This window comes from Sphingosinicella terrae (assembly GCF_003347635.1).
Classification (GTDB): Bacteria; Pseudomonadota; Alphaproteobacteria; order Sphingomonadales; family Sphingomonadaceae; genus Allosphingosinicella; species Allosphingosinicella terrae.
Genome location: NZ_QDFY01000008.1, coordinates 58047 through 73400, shown reverse-complemented (window position 1 = coordinate 73400; position 15354 = coordinate 58047). Strand labels below are relative to the sequence as shown.

The window sequence follows — 15354 nt, the reverse complement described above, 5'->3', positions numbered from 1 at the left end:
TTTGGGCGTTCCATTAGCGGCAGCGGACGGATGAGGCCAGACGGGGAGGGGACGGAGGGGGCGGCTAGCCCCCGAGCGGCCCCCCTTGCTGGGCTCCCGGCCGGCGGACGTGTACCACACGTTCGCCGCCATACCCGGAGCGAGCGCCCGCCTTACTGCCCCAAGATGCGCTGCAGCGGATTGAGGCTCCGGCGCCGGCGGCGCTCGGCCGGAGGCTCGGGCGCCTCGCGCGTGTCGCGGCCGCTCATCATCGCTTCCATGTCCATGCCGAGCATGCCCATGTGGGTGGAGCGGGTGCGAAGCTTCATCGTCCATTCCGGCGCCCAGCCCCGTGGCGCGCGCGCCGGCCGGGCGGGGTGGCTGAAATTCGCTTCCGGCCCGAAGGCGTTCATCATCAGCGACGCCGCCTGCACACTCGACGCAACCTCGGCGGGAATCGTGCACTGGGTCGTCTGCGGCGCGAGCAGGACGCGCTGCTGGACCAGGCGTGCCGTCTCTTCCGGCGCGAGATAGTCGAACGCCATCTGCTGGGCCTGGACCTCGCTCGAGCTCCACATGACGATGGTGCCGTCCTCGCGGGCGCCGCTCGCCATCAGGAAATAACCGAGCGCGCCGGTGACTGGTCGCCACGCCACCGGAACCGCGCCGGACGCGGCCGGGCTGTTCGACGTCAGCACGATCGGCGGCAGGAAGTCCTGTCCCTGCGCGAGCGAGAAGCGCATCTCGGGCGCGTAATTGCCGCGAACGACATGGTCGCCGACCAGCGATCCGCCAGCGGGGACGGTGGTTCGCGACCGCGCGTTCGGCCATTCGCCATAGGTGCCGGCGCCCGAAGCCGAGGGCGGAGTCATCATCCGGAAATTGACGCCGGACATGGCCGCCGGGACGTCGCCGCGCGACAGCCGGGCGAGATCGATCTCGAAGGGCTGGCCGGCGCGGGCGCGCTCGCCGCAACCCCAATAGATCAGGATGCGGCCGCGGGCTTGGCCGTCGGCGATGCCCGGCACCGGCTGGCGCGGATCGCGCGGCGGGGCGCCCTGCGGCGTCACCAGCGGCAGCGACGGACCGGCGCCGAGGCTCGTCGGCGGCAGGTGTTCGGCGCTGGGCTCGCCGGCCGCACGGCGCGGGCTGGCGAGCTGCAGGTTCAGGTTGTGGACGTAGGACTGGCTCTGGCCGCGCCCGGACATGAGCGCGCCGAGCATTCCGGATCGGCCTCCCTGTGCCGCCTGTGCCTGGGCGGCGAAGCCGCTCGCCGTCTCGGCCGACATCCAGTAATTGGCAGTGGCGCCGGTCCCGGCCGGCTGGGCGACCGCGGTCGCCGCGGCGACGGCCATGGCGGACACGGCCGCCCCAGCCAGCATCAAGCTCGATTTCATCATCTCTACCCCGTTCTCCCCGCCGCCGTCGAACGGCGGCACCTTCGAAAAAGTGCGACCGGCGGCAACGGCCGCCGGTCCGTGTCTTCCCGTCATCGGAAAGCCGCGGCGCCGTTAGCCCGGAGGTCGCCGCGTCCGCAGCGGCCTGCGACGAATCGGACAAGCCGGTCGACCGGAATGACGGGACGTTCGATCGCGCACACGGAGCCCCGATCACCGTGCCCGAAGCACGGTTTGCTGGCCTTCAGCTTGCAGAACGGCTGTATTACCTCTATCTGTCACCCTTTCCTGCAGACTGGTTGCTCGATGACTTCGCTCGCGTTGAAGGATGATACGCTGCCGCTTGCGGCCGTACTGCGTGCGCACTGGCGGGCGGCCTTGCTGCTGGCCGCGATGCTGGTCCTGTTCGTGTTCGCGGGCGCCCGCTTGGTCCTGCACGGCAGCGGCCCCGGCTTCGATTCCCCCGCCGGTGCCCAGGTGTCGACGCCCGAGGCCGAGCGGCTTCGCGCCCGGGCGGCGACGATGAGCGCGACGCAATTGCGGCCGATCGCCCCCACCGACGCGCTCGCCGTCAACGCGGCGATCCCGGTCGAGAGCGGCTCCAATCCCGCTGCTCGGCCGTTCAGCCTCGCCGGCGTCGAACAGGCCGACCGCGCCCGCTCGCTCGAATGCCTGACCGCCGCCATCTATTACGAGGCGGCGCGCGAGACCACGGACGGGCAGCGGGCGGTCGCCCAGGTCGTGCTCAACCGGGTCCGTCATCCCGCTTATCCCAACACCGTCTGCGGCGTCGTCTTCGAAGGCGCGCGGCGGGTCACCGGCTGCCAGTTCAGCTTCACCTGCGACGGCTCGCTGCGGCGTGCGCCGATGGCTTCCTATTGGGAGCGGGCCCGCGCGATCGCCGAGGCGGCTCTCGGCGGATACGTCCATGCGCCGGTGGGCTGGTCGACCCATTATCACGCCAATTACGTCGTGCCCTACTGGGCCTCCAGCCTGACCAAGGCCGCGGTCATCGGCACCCACATCTTCTACCGCTGGCGCGGCGGCTGGGGCCGCCCGCCCGCCTTCGCCAGTCGCTATGCGCGAAGCGAGCCCGTGATCCGCTGGCGCGGCGGCTTCGGCCAGCCCACCGCGGAGGAACGTCTTGCCGCCGGCGACGCGACCGAGCGCGATGCCGCCGCCGCCGCTGCCGCGGAGGGGGCCGCGCCGATCGGCAGCGTCGACAGCTTCCAGCGGGCCGTGCTGCGCCGATATGACGCGCCGCTGCGCCGGGACACCGCCCGGCAGCTGATCAGCGAGCGCGCCGAGGAGCGCAGCCTCACCGTCAGCCAGCGCTGGGCGCTGACCGGCCGCGATCCCCAGCCCGACGCCCCGCAGCAGCGGCCGCTCGGCCGCTGGGGGACCGTGCCTGCCGAGCCGCGTCCCCAGCCGGGGCCGGTCGCCGCCCCGGCGCCGCGTGCTCCCGCCGCGGCGCCTGCGCCGACGGTCGATGCTCCGCCGCCGGCAAGCACGGCCGAGACCGCCGCGGGCCGCTGACCGCGGCTTGCTGACCCGCGGAAGGGCGGATCAGCGGCGGCCATGGAGATCGCCTTCGCCGACATGAGGCCGCCGCGATGAACCCGCTCTTCGCCGAACTGCCGACGTCGATCTTCGAGATCATGTCCGGCCTCGCCCGCGATCTGGAAGCGATCAACCTCGGGCAGGGCTTTCCGGACTTCGGCTGGCCCGACGACGTCGTCGAGGCGGCCGCCGGGGCACTTCGCTCCGGCTCCAATCAATATGCGCCGATGCGCGGCCTTCCGGCGCTGCGCGAGGCGGTCGCCGCCCATTATCGCGCCCATCACCGCCTTGCCGTCGACGCGGGCCAGGTGATCGTCACCTCCGGCGCCACCGAGGCGATCGCCGCCAGCCTGCTCGCCCTGATCGAGCCCGGCGACGAGGTGCTGCTCTTCCAGCCGCTCTACGACGCCTATCTGCCGCTGGTGCGGCGGGCCGGCGGCGTCCCGCGCTTCGTCCGGCTCGTCCCGCCCGACTGGCGGATCACCGCCGAGGCGCTGGACGCCGCCTTCACCGATCGCACCCGGCTGGTCGTCTTCAACAATCCGCACAACCCAACCTCGCGCGTCTTCGGCGAGGCCGAGCTTCGCCTCCTCGCCGACCATTGCGTCCGCCGCGGCGCGGTGGTCCTCAGCGACGAGGTGTGGGAGCATGTCGTCTTCGACGGGCGCCGTCACATTCCGCTCTGCGGGCTGCCCGGCATGGCGGAATTGACCGTCAAGATCGGCTCCGCCGGCAAGATCTTCTCCCTGACCGGCTGGAAGGTCGGCTGGGTGGTGGCGCCGCCGGCGCTGGCGGAGACGGTGGCGAAGGCGCATCAGTTCGTCACCTTCGCGACGGCGCCAAACCTGCAGAGCGCCGTCGCCTTCGGCCTCGCCAAGCCGCTCGACGACGTCGCCCGCACCGCCGCCGCCTTCGCCGCGTCGCGCGATCATTTGCGCGCCGGGCTCGAGGCGCTGGGCTACGCGACGCTGCCGGCCGAGGGCACCTATTTCCTGTCGGTCGATCTCGCGGCCTCCGGCATCGCCGCCGACGACATGACCTTCTGCGACCGGGCGGTCCGGGAAGCCGGAGTCGCCGCCATCCCGGTTTCCTCCTTCTATGCCGAGGATCCGGTCACGCGGGTCGTCCGTCTCTGCTTCGCCAAGCGGCGCGAGACGCTGGATGAGGGCATGGGGCGGCTCGGACAAGCGAGGCGGCTCTTCGCCTGACCGTCGCTCTCACTCACGCGTCGGGGGGTCCCCGGCGGCGCGGCCCATCGTGCCGGCTATCCACGCGCAGACGACGAGCTGAATCGTGTGGAAGATCATCACCGGCAGCAGCACCGCCGCGCCCGCCGCGCCCGGAAAGAGGATCCGCGCCATCGGGGCGCCGCTCGCCAGGCTCTTCACCGATCCGCAGAACAGGATCGCGGCGCGGCTCGGCGGCGGGAAGCGGCCGATCCGGCCGAGCACCCAGGCAGCGACGAGGATGAAGCCGAGCAGCGCCAGCAGCAGCGCCGACAAGATCGCCAGATCCGCCGCCGGAAGCCGGCGCCATATCCCCTCCACCGTCGCGGCCGAGAAGGCGCCGTAGACGGCCAGGAGGATCGTGCCCTTGTCGACGACGGTGGTGAGCCTCGGCCGGTCTTTCACCAGCGACAGGAGCAGCGGCCGCAGCGCGTGGCCGAGCAGGAAGGGCAGGAACAGAAGGGCGAAAATCTTGCCGATGCCGGCGAGCGAGACCGAGGCGCCCTGCGCTTCCAGCATCAGCGCCGCGAGCATCGGCGTCAGGAAGACCCCGAGCAGGTTGGAGAAGGCAGCCGCGGCGACGGCGCCGGCGACGTTGCCGCGGGCGATCGACGTGTAGGCGATAGAGCTCTGCACCGTCGAAGGCAAAGCGCACAGGAACAGGATCCCGGTCCACAGCTCCGGGGCGAGCAGCCCCGGCATGGCCAGCGACATCGCCACGCCGGCGATCGGAAACAGGAGGAAGGTGAGAGCGAGTATGGCGAGATGGAGCCGCCAGTCGGTGACTCCGGAGAGCAGGGCCTCGCGTGGCAACCGCACGCCGTGAAGGAAGAACAGGGCGAAGATCGCCGCCAGCGTCGCGGCATCGACCGCGCCCGCGAGCGTGCCGGAGACCGGCAGCAGGATGGCGAGCGCCACCGTCCCGAGCAGCCAGAGGATGAAGCGATCGGGGAGCAGGCGGGCCAGCACCATCGCGGGTTAGGAGCGGCCGGGCTTCGCATCAAGCACTTGCCGCCCGGCGACCGGAGCCGGATAAGGCCCCTTCATCCACGCGCTGAGGGAGGGCTCATGATCTGGTTCACGCTCGAGGACGGGGACAGCGTCGCCGTCGCCCCGGAACATGTCCGCTACGTCCGCCCGACCGACGAAGGCACGACGATCCTCTATTTCTCCCGCGACGACCGGCTCGAGGTGGCGCTGCCATCGACCGAGGTCGTCGCCAAGATCGACGAGGCGCTCGGCCGGGCTTGAGCGCACAACGACACGCAGTTCGAGCGGGCGCGCATTCCAGGTTGCCGCGACGGTGCGGCTTCAGGATTCGCCGGGCCAAACGGTGAAATCTTGTCCCGCGTAGAAGATGCCGAGGATCAGCACCTGCTCGTCGTCGACGGAATAGGCGATCGTCACCCGCCGCCGGAACGGGATCGTCCGCAACCCGGGCCTTACGTCCTCGCGGGATGTGCCTCGGTTGGGAAACTCGGCCACGCCCAAGCACTTGTCGACAATGGCATCGACATTTCCTTCAGAGATTTCGGCCGACGCTTCCTTCGCATTGTAGCGGTAGAGCGCTCTCAACTGAGCTTCTACCTCTGGGGCAAAGAGAACCCTGAGGGGTCACCCCTCATCCCTGAAGGACACTTTTTCTTCCGCGAGCGCGGCTCGGATCTGTTCGGCGCTGAGGACGGTGGCCGGCCGCGCCTTGACTGCGTCGTAGGCCGGGCCAACTGACTGGTGAAGCCATTCCTCGAGGGCGCGCTCCCGCGCCTGGAGGGCCCGCAACCCCTCCCGGACAACCTCGCTCTCGCTGGCATATTGTCCGGACCGGACCCGGGCGCGGACGAGATCAGCCATCTTGTTCGGCAGTGTTATGCTGAATTGACGGGTAGAACGCATCGCTAGGATTTAATCCTACAGCTGCCAAAGCTCAAGGCGCCGCTCACTCCCCCTTGAGCCGCGGGTCCTCGCTGTAGCGGCTCTCGATGAAGCGGTTCTGGGTCTCGAAGCTGAGCTGCCGGTCGCGGCAGCATTGGTCGAGCAGATGGTCGAGCTCGCCGCCGACGATCTCGAGGCTCTCGATGAAGCGCTGGCTGCTCTCCGTCGCCGGGCCGCGCGCGCTCGGCGGAAGGTCGAGATAGGTGTCGACCAGCCGCGGCAGATGCTGGCCGATCAGCCGGCGGGCGTCGCCGGCGAGGACCGAGCCCTGATCCAGGGTGCCGAGGTGCGGCTGCAGCTCGTTGAGGCGGGCGATGATCCGGTCGGCCGCCGGCAGGGCGCGTCCGGGCAGCTCCTTGCAGCGGTCGATGAGCCCGTCCTCCACCCGCGACGCGAGTTCGTCGAGCGGCCGCACCGCCTGCGCCTCCGGCGCTTCATCCGCGCCGCCGCGGCTCGGCCAGAAGACCGAGAGGAAGGCGATCAGGAAGATGGTCGGGATCGCCATCATCCAGGTCAGGAAACCGACATCGACAAAGATGCTGACTCCGACCATCGCGGCGAGCAGGCCGGCCAGGATATAGGCGGCGCGCTTCACCCGGCGCAGCACCTCGATCATCTTGCGCTTGGCGCGCCTCTTCTGCGCTTCCCGCGCGGCCCGCGAACGCAGGTTCCGGCGCAGGAAATCCTCGGTCTCGTAGAGGACTCGCTCGAGTTCGAAAGCCATCAGCCGGTCACTCGCTCGGCAAGGCGCCGCTCGAATCCTTGTAGCGGCTCTCGATGAACCGGCCCTGGGTCTCGAAGGCGTTCAAATCCTCGCGCGCGAGCTTGCGGCCGAGATCGTCCAGCGCGGTGCTGGCGGCGTCCAGCCCGGCGACCAGCCGCTCGTCCACGGTCAGGCCCTCACCGTCGCGCTCGTGGCGATAGGCGGCGGGCACCCGCTCGTAGCGCTCGATCAACTCGGGCAGATGCCGGCCCATCAGCCGCCGCGCGTCCTGGGCGAGCGGATCGAGGATCTGCGTCTCGGCGAGCCGATTCTCGAGGAGGGGCAGCTGGGCGCTGATCGCGTCGAGGCGGCTCGCCGCCGGGGCGGGAAGGGCGGCGCGCTTGCGGCTGAGCAGGCTGTCGAGCCGCTGCACCACCGCCTTGTTCGGCATGTCGTCCTTATAGTCGACGATCGGCCGCTCCGTCGGCATCACCGACAGGACGAGCACGGCCAGCACCATCAGGGCGGCGACGAGGAACAGGCCGCCGATCCCGATCGGGCCGACGATGAGGCCGAAGGCGATGGTCGCGGCAATGAGGATCCCGAGCGCGACTCCGATATTGGTCGCCTTGCGCCTGACCGCCTGCAGGCTGCGCGAGACCTGCCGGCGCTGCGCCGCCCGTGCCGCCGAGCCGCGGTCGATCCGGCCCACCACCTCGTTGAAACGGGCGATCTGCTGGTCGACGCTTCGGGTATGGCGCGGCATGGGCTTTCGCGGCTCCTCAGCCTTCCAGCGCGGTGAACGGCGAGTCCGCCGTCGTGCCGGTCAGCCTGTTCTGCTCGACCCCCTCGGCGCGGGCGATATAGCCGCGGCTCTTCTCGACCTCGCGTCCCAGCGTCTCGACCGTCTGCTTCATGTTGCCGAGCGCCTCGACCTTGAAGCTGTCGATCGAATCCATCGTCTCGTAGATGTTCTGGAAGGCGCGCTGCAGCGTCTCGAGCGGGATCGTCGAGGAAGCGGCCTGCTTGTGGATCTCGGCCGACTGGCTCTTGAGCAGGCTGCCGGTGCTTTCGATCATGTTCGCGGTGGTCGTGTTGAGCGCGGTGATCTGCTCGAGCACCAGCTTCTGGTTGGTCAGCGCCTGGGCGACGGTGACCGCGGTGCGCAGCGCCGACACCGTGGTCGTCGAGGCGCGGTCGACGCCCTTCACCAGCTCGACATTGTTCTTCTTGACCAGATCGAGGGCGAGATAGCCCTGCACCGTCACCGCCATCTGGGTGAGCAGGTCGGTGGTGCGCTGGCGGGTGTAGAAGAGCGCGGTCTCGCGGATCGCCTTCGCCTTGGCCGGCTCGGTGGCGTCGAGCTCGTTCGCCTTGTCCTCGAGCTTGCCGTCGAGCGTCTTGGAGATGTGGATCATCTGCTCGAGCTTGCCCATCGTCCGCCACATCTGCGCGCGCTCGGTGTCGATCGCGGCATTGTCCTGCAGCAGCTCGTCCTTGCCCGAGGCGAGCGCCGCCAGGATCTTGGCGATATGGGTCTGCGCCGACTGGTACTTCATGAAGTAATTGCGCATCGAGTTGCCGAACGGGATGAAGCCGAGCAGCCGCCGCGGCCGGCTCAGATTGCCGCGCGCGGGATCGAGCGCCTCGACCGTGCGCCTGAGCTCGGTTAGGTCGGCGCCTATTCCCGTGTCGCTGTTGATCGCCTTGACCGGGCGATCGAGGAAGCGGTTGGAATGGCCCGCGGCCTCGGCGATCTCCTTGCGGCCCATCGTCGTCAGCTGGTCGACCTTCTTGCCGAATTCGGGCGAGTTGGAATCGAGCGCCACCAGCTCGCTCACGAACGTGTCGACCCGCGCCTCGAGCGCGTCCTTCTGATCCTCCTTGAGCGGCACCAGGCCCGCAGCCTGCTCCGGCTGCACGGTCTGCAGCGGCGCCGGCGGCTCGAGCGTCAGCGTCGGCGCCGAGGCGGCCTCGGCCGATCCGGTCGCCGCGTTCGTTTGCGTCTGCGTGGCCATGGCAATCCCACTCCTTCTCCTTGCCCTTCAAGATTGGGCCCTGCCACGCCCCAACGCAAGGGACAAGCTGTGTTATTTCGCTAAGTCAGTCGTCTCCGCGAGGCGCCGGCGCTGCCATCGCGACCGTCAAAGTCGGCTTGACCTTCATGAACCCGCTCTAACGCGTCGATTCAGAAGGGGCTCAGCCGAATCGGCCTAAACCGGTCTTCGATCCGGGACCACCCCGCGGTCCTGCATTCGAAGGAGAAGACAATGCGCACAGCGATTCTCGGTCTCGCCGCGGTGACGATGACGGTCCCCGCGCTCACCGTTGCCACGCCGGCCATGGCCCAGCGCTATGACGGCTACAGCCGCCACTATGACCGCGACGGCTATTATAACGGGCCGACCTGGCGCGGCCGCGACGGCCGGCGCTACTGCCGCCGCTCGAACGGCACCACCGGCCTGATCATCGGCGGCGCCGCCGGCGCCCTCGCCGGCCGGGCGATCGACACGCGCGGCGAGCGGACCACGGGCACCATCCTCGGTGCCGTCGCCGGCGCGCTGATCGGCCGTGAGGTCCAGCGCGGCCGCAGCCGCTGCCGCTAAGGAGCGGCGCGGGAGGCGCGGACCACCGCGCCTTCCGCCGCCGGCTCCAACCAGCCTCGGCGTTCCGGTCCCTGTTCGTTGGACCGGTACGAGGGCGCCCCGCTCTCCCCGGAGGGCGGGGCGTTTCCGTTTAAGCGAGCGCCTTTGCGGACCCTTTCTGCGATGCGCGGCATTGATCCCGGACGGCCGCCGGGGCATGGCCGATGCGGAAGGAGATGCTGATGAAGTCCTGGCTTACCGTCGCTTCTGTCGCCGCCCTCGTGACCGTCGCCGCCTGCAATGGCGGCGATCCGGCGCCGGCCCCGGAAAACCAGGCGGAGGCGGCGGAGAATGTCGCCGCCGGAGCCGGCACTCCGACCGACATCGCCGCGGTGATGCGCGCCCGTCATGAACATTATGAAGAGATGGGCGATGCGATGAAGGGGCTCGGCCGCGAGCTCAAGGCCTCCAGCCCGTCGGTCGAGACGATCCAGCGCCATGCCGCCTTGATTGCCGGCTACGGGCCGCAGATCCTCACCTGGTTCCCCGAAGGAAGCGGACCGGAGGCGGGCGAGACCCGCGCCAAGGCCGAAATCTGGTCCGACGCCGCGACCTTCCGCGAGCGCGCGCAGGCGTTCGAGGCGGTCTCCGCCCGCTTCAACCAGACTGCCCAGACCGGGAATCTCGACGCGATACGGGCCGGCATGGGCGAGCTCGGCAATGCCTGCAAGAATTGCCATGACCGATTCCGCGCCCCCGAGGACTGAGGGGCGGGTCGCGTGCGGGCGAAGATCTGGGACTTGCCGACGCGGCTGTTCCACTGGCTGCTCGTGCTGCTGATCGCCGGTGCCTGGTGGACGGCCGAGAATGACGCGCTCGCCTGGCACTACCGGGCCGGCTTCGCCATCGTCGCCCTGCTCGTCTTCCGCCTGGTCTGGGGGCTGATCGGCAGCTCGACCGCGCGCTTCTCGAGTTTCGTGAAAGGGCCGGGCGCGATCCGCGCCTATCTCGGCGGGCGCGCGCCGGCCTCGGTCGGCCACAATCCGCTCGGGGCGCTCAGCGTCCTCGCCTTGCTGGGGCTGCTCGTCGTGCATGTCGTCCTGGGGCTGATCTCGAGCGACGAGGACGGGCTCGATCCGGCACCGCTGGCCCATCTCGTCAGCTACGACCTTTCCGAAGCGGCCCACGAATTGCACGAGGACGGCTTCAACCTGCTCCTCGTCCTGATCGGCATCCACGTCGCCGCTATCCTCTATCACGGCCTCGTCAAGCGGAGGAACCTGCTCCGGCCGATGGTGACCGGCCGCGGCGACGTGCCGGCGGGGGCGGAGCCGATGCGTGCCGTGCCTGCCTGGCGGCTGCTCCCCGCCGCCGCTTTCGCCCTGCTCTTTGCCTGGTGGATCTGGAGCGGCGCGCCGCCTTTCTAGAGACTGTCCCGGCCAGGGCAGATCCTAGCCCGTGCGGCGCACGCCCAGGCTCGATGCGGTCGCGCGCTCGGTCCGCGCGAGCTCGGCGATGGCCGCTGCCGCCGCGGCGAGCGAGCCGCCGAAATATTCCTGGCTGATCCGCCGCAGCGCCTCCACCCGTGCGGCGGGCGTCGGCGTCGCCGACACGTAGACGAACTTGTTCCCGCGCCGGTGACGGCGGACGACGCCCTTGCGCTCGAGCCGGCGGAGCATCGAGCGGACCGCCGAGTTGCTGAGCGGATCACTGAGCTTGCGCTCGATGTCGGTCGCGCTGGCCTCGCCCAGCGCGACCACGATCTGGGCGAGCTCGCGTTCCCGCGGCGCCAGGCGCTCTATCTCCACAGGCCCTCGGCTCAGTCGATCGTCGACCGGGCCGCGGAGCGGCCGGACCTTGCGTAGGCCTGGCGCTGCTGCCGGATCTCCCGCGCGGCAAGCTCGGCGCGACCGAGCGCGCCGCCCATCTGGGCCCGGTGGGCGGCGGCGTCGGCCAGGCCGACCTCGGTGCCATATTGGAGCACCGCGAGATGCGGGCCGGCGGGCGCGTTCGCGGGAAGCGCGAGGCGCCGGATCGTCTGAAGGGCGGCGCGGTCGATCGCGCGCTCGCCGGAGCTCTCGACGATCTCGGCGCCGGTGGTGCGGCCGCTGCCGTCGACGTGGAAGCGCACGGTGGCGACGCCGCTGACATGGTTCTGCTCGAGCTCGCGCGGGAAGACCATGTTCGCCTCGATCGCATGGCCGAGCCAGGCGCGGAAATCCTGGTGCGGCGTGCCGGCGGCGGCCGGGGCCGCGGCGAAAGCGAGCGCGGCCAGGGCCGCGGCGATACAGACTGTCGACTTCATGGGAGGACTCCCCATCCCAAAGCTACCCCTGTCGAAACCAACGCTAGCCCCGTCGAACAACGCTGCCCATGACCGGACTTGCCGATGATATGTTCGATCTTGCGAACTTTAGGGACCGCTCCCTGCTACAAACGTAGCCGTCAATCCCGCGTTCAGCTTCGATTCGGCTAGGTGGCAAAAAAGGAAAGGGGAACAAGGCACTATGGCCGCCGAATTCAGCGTGATGGAGCAGCATCTGCAGGCGCCGAGAGCCTGCATGCCCAAGGGCAAGCTGGTCCTGTCCCGAATGAAGCCGGGGACGTCGGTGCTCGGCGCGCCGGCCCCGTCGGTGAAGCTCGTCCTTGAAGGGGAGGAGGTCTATCTGGTCGACGGGCGCAGCTATCGTGTCGAGCCCGGCCAGTATCTCTATCTCGATGCCGGCGCCGACTGCCTCGGCACCAACCGCACGGAGACGACCGGACTGTGCCTGATGCTGCCGCCGACGGCCGGAGCCGAAGGCGGAGGCGCGCCCGAATGGAGCGCGGACGGCCTGCTCGGCCGGTCGGTGGTGCTGTCGACCCGCACCAGTGCACTGGGGGACGCCCTGTTCCGCTACGGCCGCGAGATCGCCCGAAACCCGGCGCTGGGCGGGCGGCTTGCCGCCGGCATCGTCGAGCATGTCGGCAACGCACTGTCCGAGCCGCTCGGCGCGAGCCGCGCGGCGATCGACAATCTCAAGGCCGCCAAGCCGTCGACCCGCCGCGAGCTCTACCACCGGCTCGAGCGCGCCCGGGCCTATCTGCACGATCGCGCCGACCGCGCCGTCACGCTTTCCGAGCTCGCCTCGGTCGCCAATCTCTCCCAGTTCCACCTCGCCCGCTTCTTCAAGCTCGCCTTCGGGCAGGCGCCGATCGCCTATCATCGCGCGCTTCGGCTCGCCCGCGCCGCCGAATTCCTGGCGAGCGGCGCCGGCTCGGTGGCGGAAGCGGCGGAGGTGGCCGGCTATTCCGACCAGACCGCGCTCAGCCACGCCTTTCGCAAGCAATATGGCATGGCACCCCAGCAATGGGCGATGACTCAGAAATAGGAGTCTTTGCGGGCCGGTCCGGACGGTGCGTAGCTTGAAGGCGGCGGCTACAGATCCGGCAGCATCTGGTCGGCTTCGCCCCAGCCGCGCAGCGGCAGGCTGGCCGCCCGCTCGGCGAGCAGCTCGGCGTCGCGCACGCTGAACCGGGCGCCGCTCTCCATCGAGTCCAGCTCGTCCCAATGGACCGGCGCCGCGACCGGCGCTCCGGGGCGCGCCCGTGCGGAATAAGGCAGGATCGCCGTCGATCCGCGCTGGTTGCGCAGATAGTCGATGAACATCCGGCCCTTGCGGCTCGCCTTGGACAGGTTGGCGGTGAACCGGTCCGGCTCCGCCGTCGCCAGGGCGATCGCGAAGCGCTGGGCGAAGTCCTTGACCTCCGGCCATTTCGCCCGGGGCTTCAGCGGCACGATGACATGGACGCCCTTGCCGCCGGTCAGCATCGGGAAGGTGGCCAGCCCGATGTCGGCGAGATGGCGCTTGAGGTCGCGCGCCGCCTTGCGCACCTTGTCGAAGCCGAGCCCCTCGTCCGGGTCGATATCGAACACGATCCGGTCCGGCTTCTCGACATCCTCGGTGCGCGACCCCCAGCCGTGGATCTCGATCGTGCCCATCTGGATGAGGGCGAGCAGCCCGTCCTGGTCCTCGACATAGAGATAGTCCTCGACCTCGCCCTTCTTCTCCTCGATCGGGATGTGGAGGACGCGGTCGCCGAAAGTCCCGGCATCGTGCTTCTGATAGAAGCATTTCTTGCCGCGGCCCTGGGGACAGCGGACCAAAGTGAGCGGCCGATGCGCCGCCCAGGGCAGCATCAGCGGCGCCACCGCGCGGACATAGGCGGCGAGCTCGCCCTTGGTGATCCCGGATTCGGGGAAGATGGTCCGGTCGGGATTGCTGATCTTGACGCGGTCCCCCGACGGCGGCGGCGCCGGCTTGGGCCGTTCCGCCACCACTTCGGCGGCCGGCTTGTCGTCGCGCAGGCCGATGAAGCTCGCGTGGCGCAATATCCCTTCGGAGGTGAACTCGGCGAAGGCGATCTCCGCGACCAGTTCCGGCCGCACCCAATGGGCGCCGCGGGCATCGGCGCGCGGCACGTCGGTCGGCGTCTTGCGCGCCGCCAGCGGCCGCATCGCCTCGAGCAGGTCCTGGATGGTCTTCATCGAGAAGCCGGTGCCGACCTTGCCGGCGTAGCGCAGCGTGCCGCCTTCGTTCACCGCCAGCAGCAGCGAGCGGAAGCCGCGCGCCTTCGCCTCGCTCGGCGTCCAGCCGACGATGACGAATTCCTGCCGGTTGGTGCATTTGATCTTGAGCCAGCTCGTCGAGCGCGTGCCGCGATAGGGCGCGTCGGCGCGCTTGGAGATGATCCCCTCCTGACCCGCTTCGCACATCGCCTCGAGCAGCTTCTCGCCCTGGCCGACAATGTGGTCGGCATAGAGGATGTAGGGCGGCAGCCCGTCGCCGATCAGCGCCGACAGCCGTGCCTTGCGCTCGACCGTGCCGAGGGCGGTCAGATCCTCGCCGTCCAGCGCGAGCGCGTCGAACAGGAACAAGGTGAGGCCGCGACCGCCCTCGCTGATCGCCTGCTGGAGGGCGGAGAAGCCGGTATTGCCCTTGTCGTCGAGCCGGACGATCTCGCCGTCGAGCAGCGCCGATCCGGCATCCAGCCGGCCGGCCGCCTCGGCGATCTCCGGGAACTTGTCGGTCCAGTCGAGCCCCTTGCGGGTGTAGATGCGCGCCGTGCCGCCGCCCAGGCCGAGCAGGCAGCGATAGCCGTCATATTTCATCTCGTGGATCCAGCCCGTGCCGTCGGGCACGTGATCCACCAGGGTCGCCTTCTGGGGCGCGCGAAAGGCCGGGATACGGCCGGAGCCCCGCTTTGCGGACCGCTTCGACCCTGCGCGCTGAGGAGGGGTGTCGGATCCGCGCTTTCCCGCGGACGACGAGGGGACATCCAGCGTCCATTTCGGCTTTCGGCGGAAGGAGGCCAGGTCCTTCGCCTTCTTGCCGGCGGCGATCTCCAGCATCGTCCGGCCGGTCCGGATCGAGGTGAGATAGCGGTCGGTGAGGCCGGTCGGATTGCCGACATGCGCGTCCGCTACCTTGCGCAGGATCCAGTTCTCCTTCTTCTCGCCCGGTCGCTTCGACAGGCGGATCAGGATCCACTCGCCCTTCATCCGTTCGCCGTCGACGAAGAAGTGGAGATGGCCCTGCTTCAGGCTCTTGCGGGGGTCCTTGCCCGGAACGGGGGCCCACAGGCCACGGTCCCACAGCATCACCGTGCCGCCGCCATATTCTGCCTTGGGGATCGTCCCCTCGAACGTGGCATAGCTCAAGGGATGGTCCTCGGTCTGGACCGCGAGCCGCTTGTCGGCCGGATCGAGGCTCGGGCCGTTGGGCACCGCCCAGCTCTTCAGCACGCCGTCCAGCTCGAGCCTGAGATCGTAATGGAGGCGGGTGGCGTCATGCTTCTGGATCATGAAGCCGTTGCCATCGCCCCAGGGCAGGGTGTCGAACCCGCCCGGCGGCTCGGCGGTCTTCGAGAAATCGCGCTTGCGATTGTAGATCTCGAGGGAATTCTGGTCGCGCGCCATCACCACCCCCGCA

The 15354-nt window shown here is 69.6% G+C and carries 16 protein-coding genes and 1 pseudogene; 7 read left to right on the top strand and 10 right to left on the bottom strand.

Annotated elements, in window-relative coordinates:
• Positions 1-152: 152 nt before the first annotated feature.
• Positions 153-1379, bottom strand: coding sequence for a hypothetical protein (locus DDE10_RS15910; protein WP_114953773.1), 1227 nt, complete (start codon positions 1377-1379; stop codon positions 153-155).
• Between the two features lie 303 nt (positions 1380-1682).
• Between DDE10_RS15910 and DDE10_RS23870 the strand changes: the two genes are divergently transcribed.
• Together DDE10_RS23870 and DDE10_RS15900 are read left to right on the top strand one after the other, a co-directional pair.
• Complete coding sequence (locus DDE10_RS23870) at positions 1683-2912, top strand: cell wall hydrolase (protein WP_284734705.1); 1230 nt, start codon at positions 1683-1685, stop codon at positions 2910-2912.
• 77 nt (positions 2913-2989) lie between these two features.
• Complete coding sequence (locus DDE10_RS15900; RefSeq protein WP_114953772.1) at positions 2990-4144, top strand: aminotransferase; 1155 nt, start codon at positions 2990-2992, stop codon at positions 4142-4144.
• 9 nt (positions 4145-4153) lie between these two features.
• Here the strand turns inward: DDE10_RS15900 and DDE10_RS15895 are convergent, their stop codons facing one another.
• Positions 4154-5134: a bile acid:sodium symporter family protein gene (locus DDE10_RS15895; protein ID WP_114953771.1), complete on the bottom strand. Its 981-nt coding sequence runs from the start codon at positions 5132-5134 to the stop codon at positions 4154-4156.
• A gap of 96 nt (positions 5135-5230) precedes the next feature.
• Here DDE10_RS15895 and DDE10_RS15890 point away from each other — a divergent pair, with 96 nt between their 5' ends.
• Positions 5231-5413, top strand: a complete 183-nt coding sequence (locus DDE10_RS15890) for a hypothetical protein (protein WP_114953770.1) — start codon at positions 5231-5233, stop codon at positions 5411-5413.
• Between the two features lie 60 nt (positions 5414-5473).
• Here the strand turns inward: DDE10_RS15890 and DDE10_RS15885 are convergent.
• From DDE10_RS15885 to DDE10_RS15865, 5 genes and pseudogenes are all read right to left on the bottom strand, one after another.
• Positions 5474-5755, bottom strand: a pseudogene (locus DDE10_RS15885) (type II toxin-antitoxin system RelE/ParE family toxin); the annotation flags it as partial.
• 21 nt (positions 5756-5776) lie between these two features.
• A complete protein-coding gene (locus DDE10_RS15880) occupies positions 5777-6055 on the bottom strand; it encodes a type II toxin-antitoxin system ParD family antitoxin (RefSeq protein ID WP_114953768.1) in 279 nt (92 codons plus the stop codon).
• A gap of 43 nt (positions 6056-6098) precedes the next feature.
• The gene (locus DDE10_RS15875) at positions 6099-6818 is read right to left on the bottom strand and encodes a hypothetical protein (RefSeq protein ID WP_114953767.1); all 720 of its coding nucleotides are present in this window, start codon (positions 6816-6818) and stop codon (positions 6099-6101) included.
• 7 nt (positions 6819-6825) lie between these two features.
• Positions 6826-7563, bottom strand: coding sequence for an MFS transporter (locus DDE10_RS15870; protein WP_114953766.1), 738 nt, complete (start codon positions 7561-7563; stop codon positions 6826-6828).
• Between the two features lie 16 nt (positions 7564-7579).
• Entirely contained in the window at positions 7580-8815 is a 1236-nt protein-coding gene (locus DDE10_RS15865; RefSeq protein WP_114953765.1) for a toxic anion resistance protein, read from the bottom strand.
• Between the two features lie 252 nt (positions 8816-9067).
• On the opposite strand from DDE10_RS15865, the gene DDE10_RS15860 reads away from it, so the two are divergent.
• From DDE10_RS15860 to DDE10_RS15850, 3 genes are all read left to right on the top strand, one after another.
• Positions 9068-9403, top strand: a complete 336-nt coding sequence (locus DDE10_RS15860) for a glycine zipper 2TM domain-containing protein (protein WP_114953764.1) — start codon at positions 9068-9070, stop codon at positions 9401-9403.
• 221 nt (positions 9404-9624) lie between these two features.
• Positions 9625-10149 carry a c-type cytochrome gene (locus DDE10_RS15855; protein WP_284734704.1) on the top strand — a complete coding sequence of 175 codons (525 nt, stop codon included), beginning with the start codon at positions 9625-9627 and terminating at the stop codon, positions 10147-10149.
• 12 nt (positions 10150-10161) lie between these two features.
• Complete coding sequence (locus tag DDE10_RS15850; protein WP_114953763.1) at positions 10162-10809, top strand: cytochrome b/b6 domain-containing protein; 648 nt, start codon at positions 10162-10164, stop codon at positions 10807-10809.
• A 24-nt stretch (positions 10810-10833) separates the two neighbouring features.
• Here the strand turns inward: DDE10_RS15850 and DDE10_RS15845 are convergent, their stop codons facing one another.
• Both DDE10_RS15845 and DDE10_RS15840 read right to left on the bottom strand, forming a co-directional pair.
• Positions 10834-11190, bottom strand: coding sequence for a BlaI/MecI/CopY family transcriptional regulator (locus DDE10_RS15845; RefSeq protein ID WP_162806664.1), 357 nt, complete (start codon positions 11188-11190; stop codon positions 10834-10836).
• A gap of 11 nt (positions 11191-11201) precedes the next feature.
• On the bottom strand, positions 11202-11687 hold the full coding sequence (locus DDE10_RS15840) for an energy transducer TonB (RefSeq protein WP_284734703.1): 486 nt from the start codon (positions 11685-11687) through the stop codon (positions 11202-11204).
• Between the two features lie 202 nt (positions 11688-11889).
• Between DDE10_RS15840 and DDE10_RS15835 the strand changes: the two genes are divergently transcribed.
• Positions 11890-12753 (top strand): AraC family transcriptional regulator, encoded by an 864-nt coding sequence (locus DDE10_RS15835; protein ID WP_114953760.1) that lies wholly within the window; start codon positions 11890-11892, stop codon positions 12751-12753.
• 47 nt (positions 12754-12800) lie between these two features.
• On the opposite strand, the gene ligD is transcribed toward DDE10_RS15835, so the two are convergent.
• Positions 12801-15341, bottom strand: coding sequence for a DNA ligase D (gene ligD / locus DDE10_RS15830; RefSeq protein WP_114953759.1), 2541 nt, complete (start codon positions 15339-15341; stop codon positions 12801-12803).
• Positions 15342-15354: the final 13 nt, after the last annotated feature.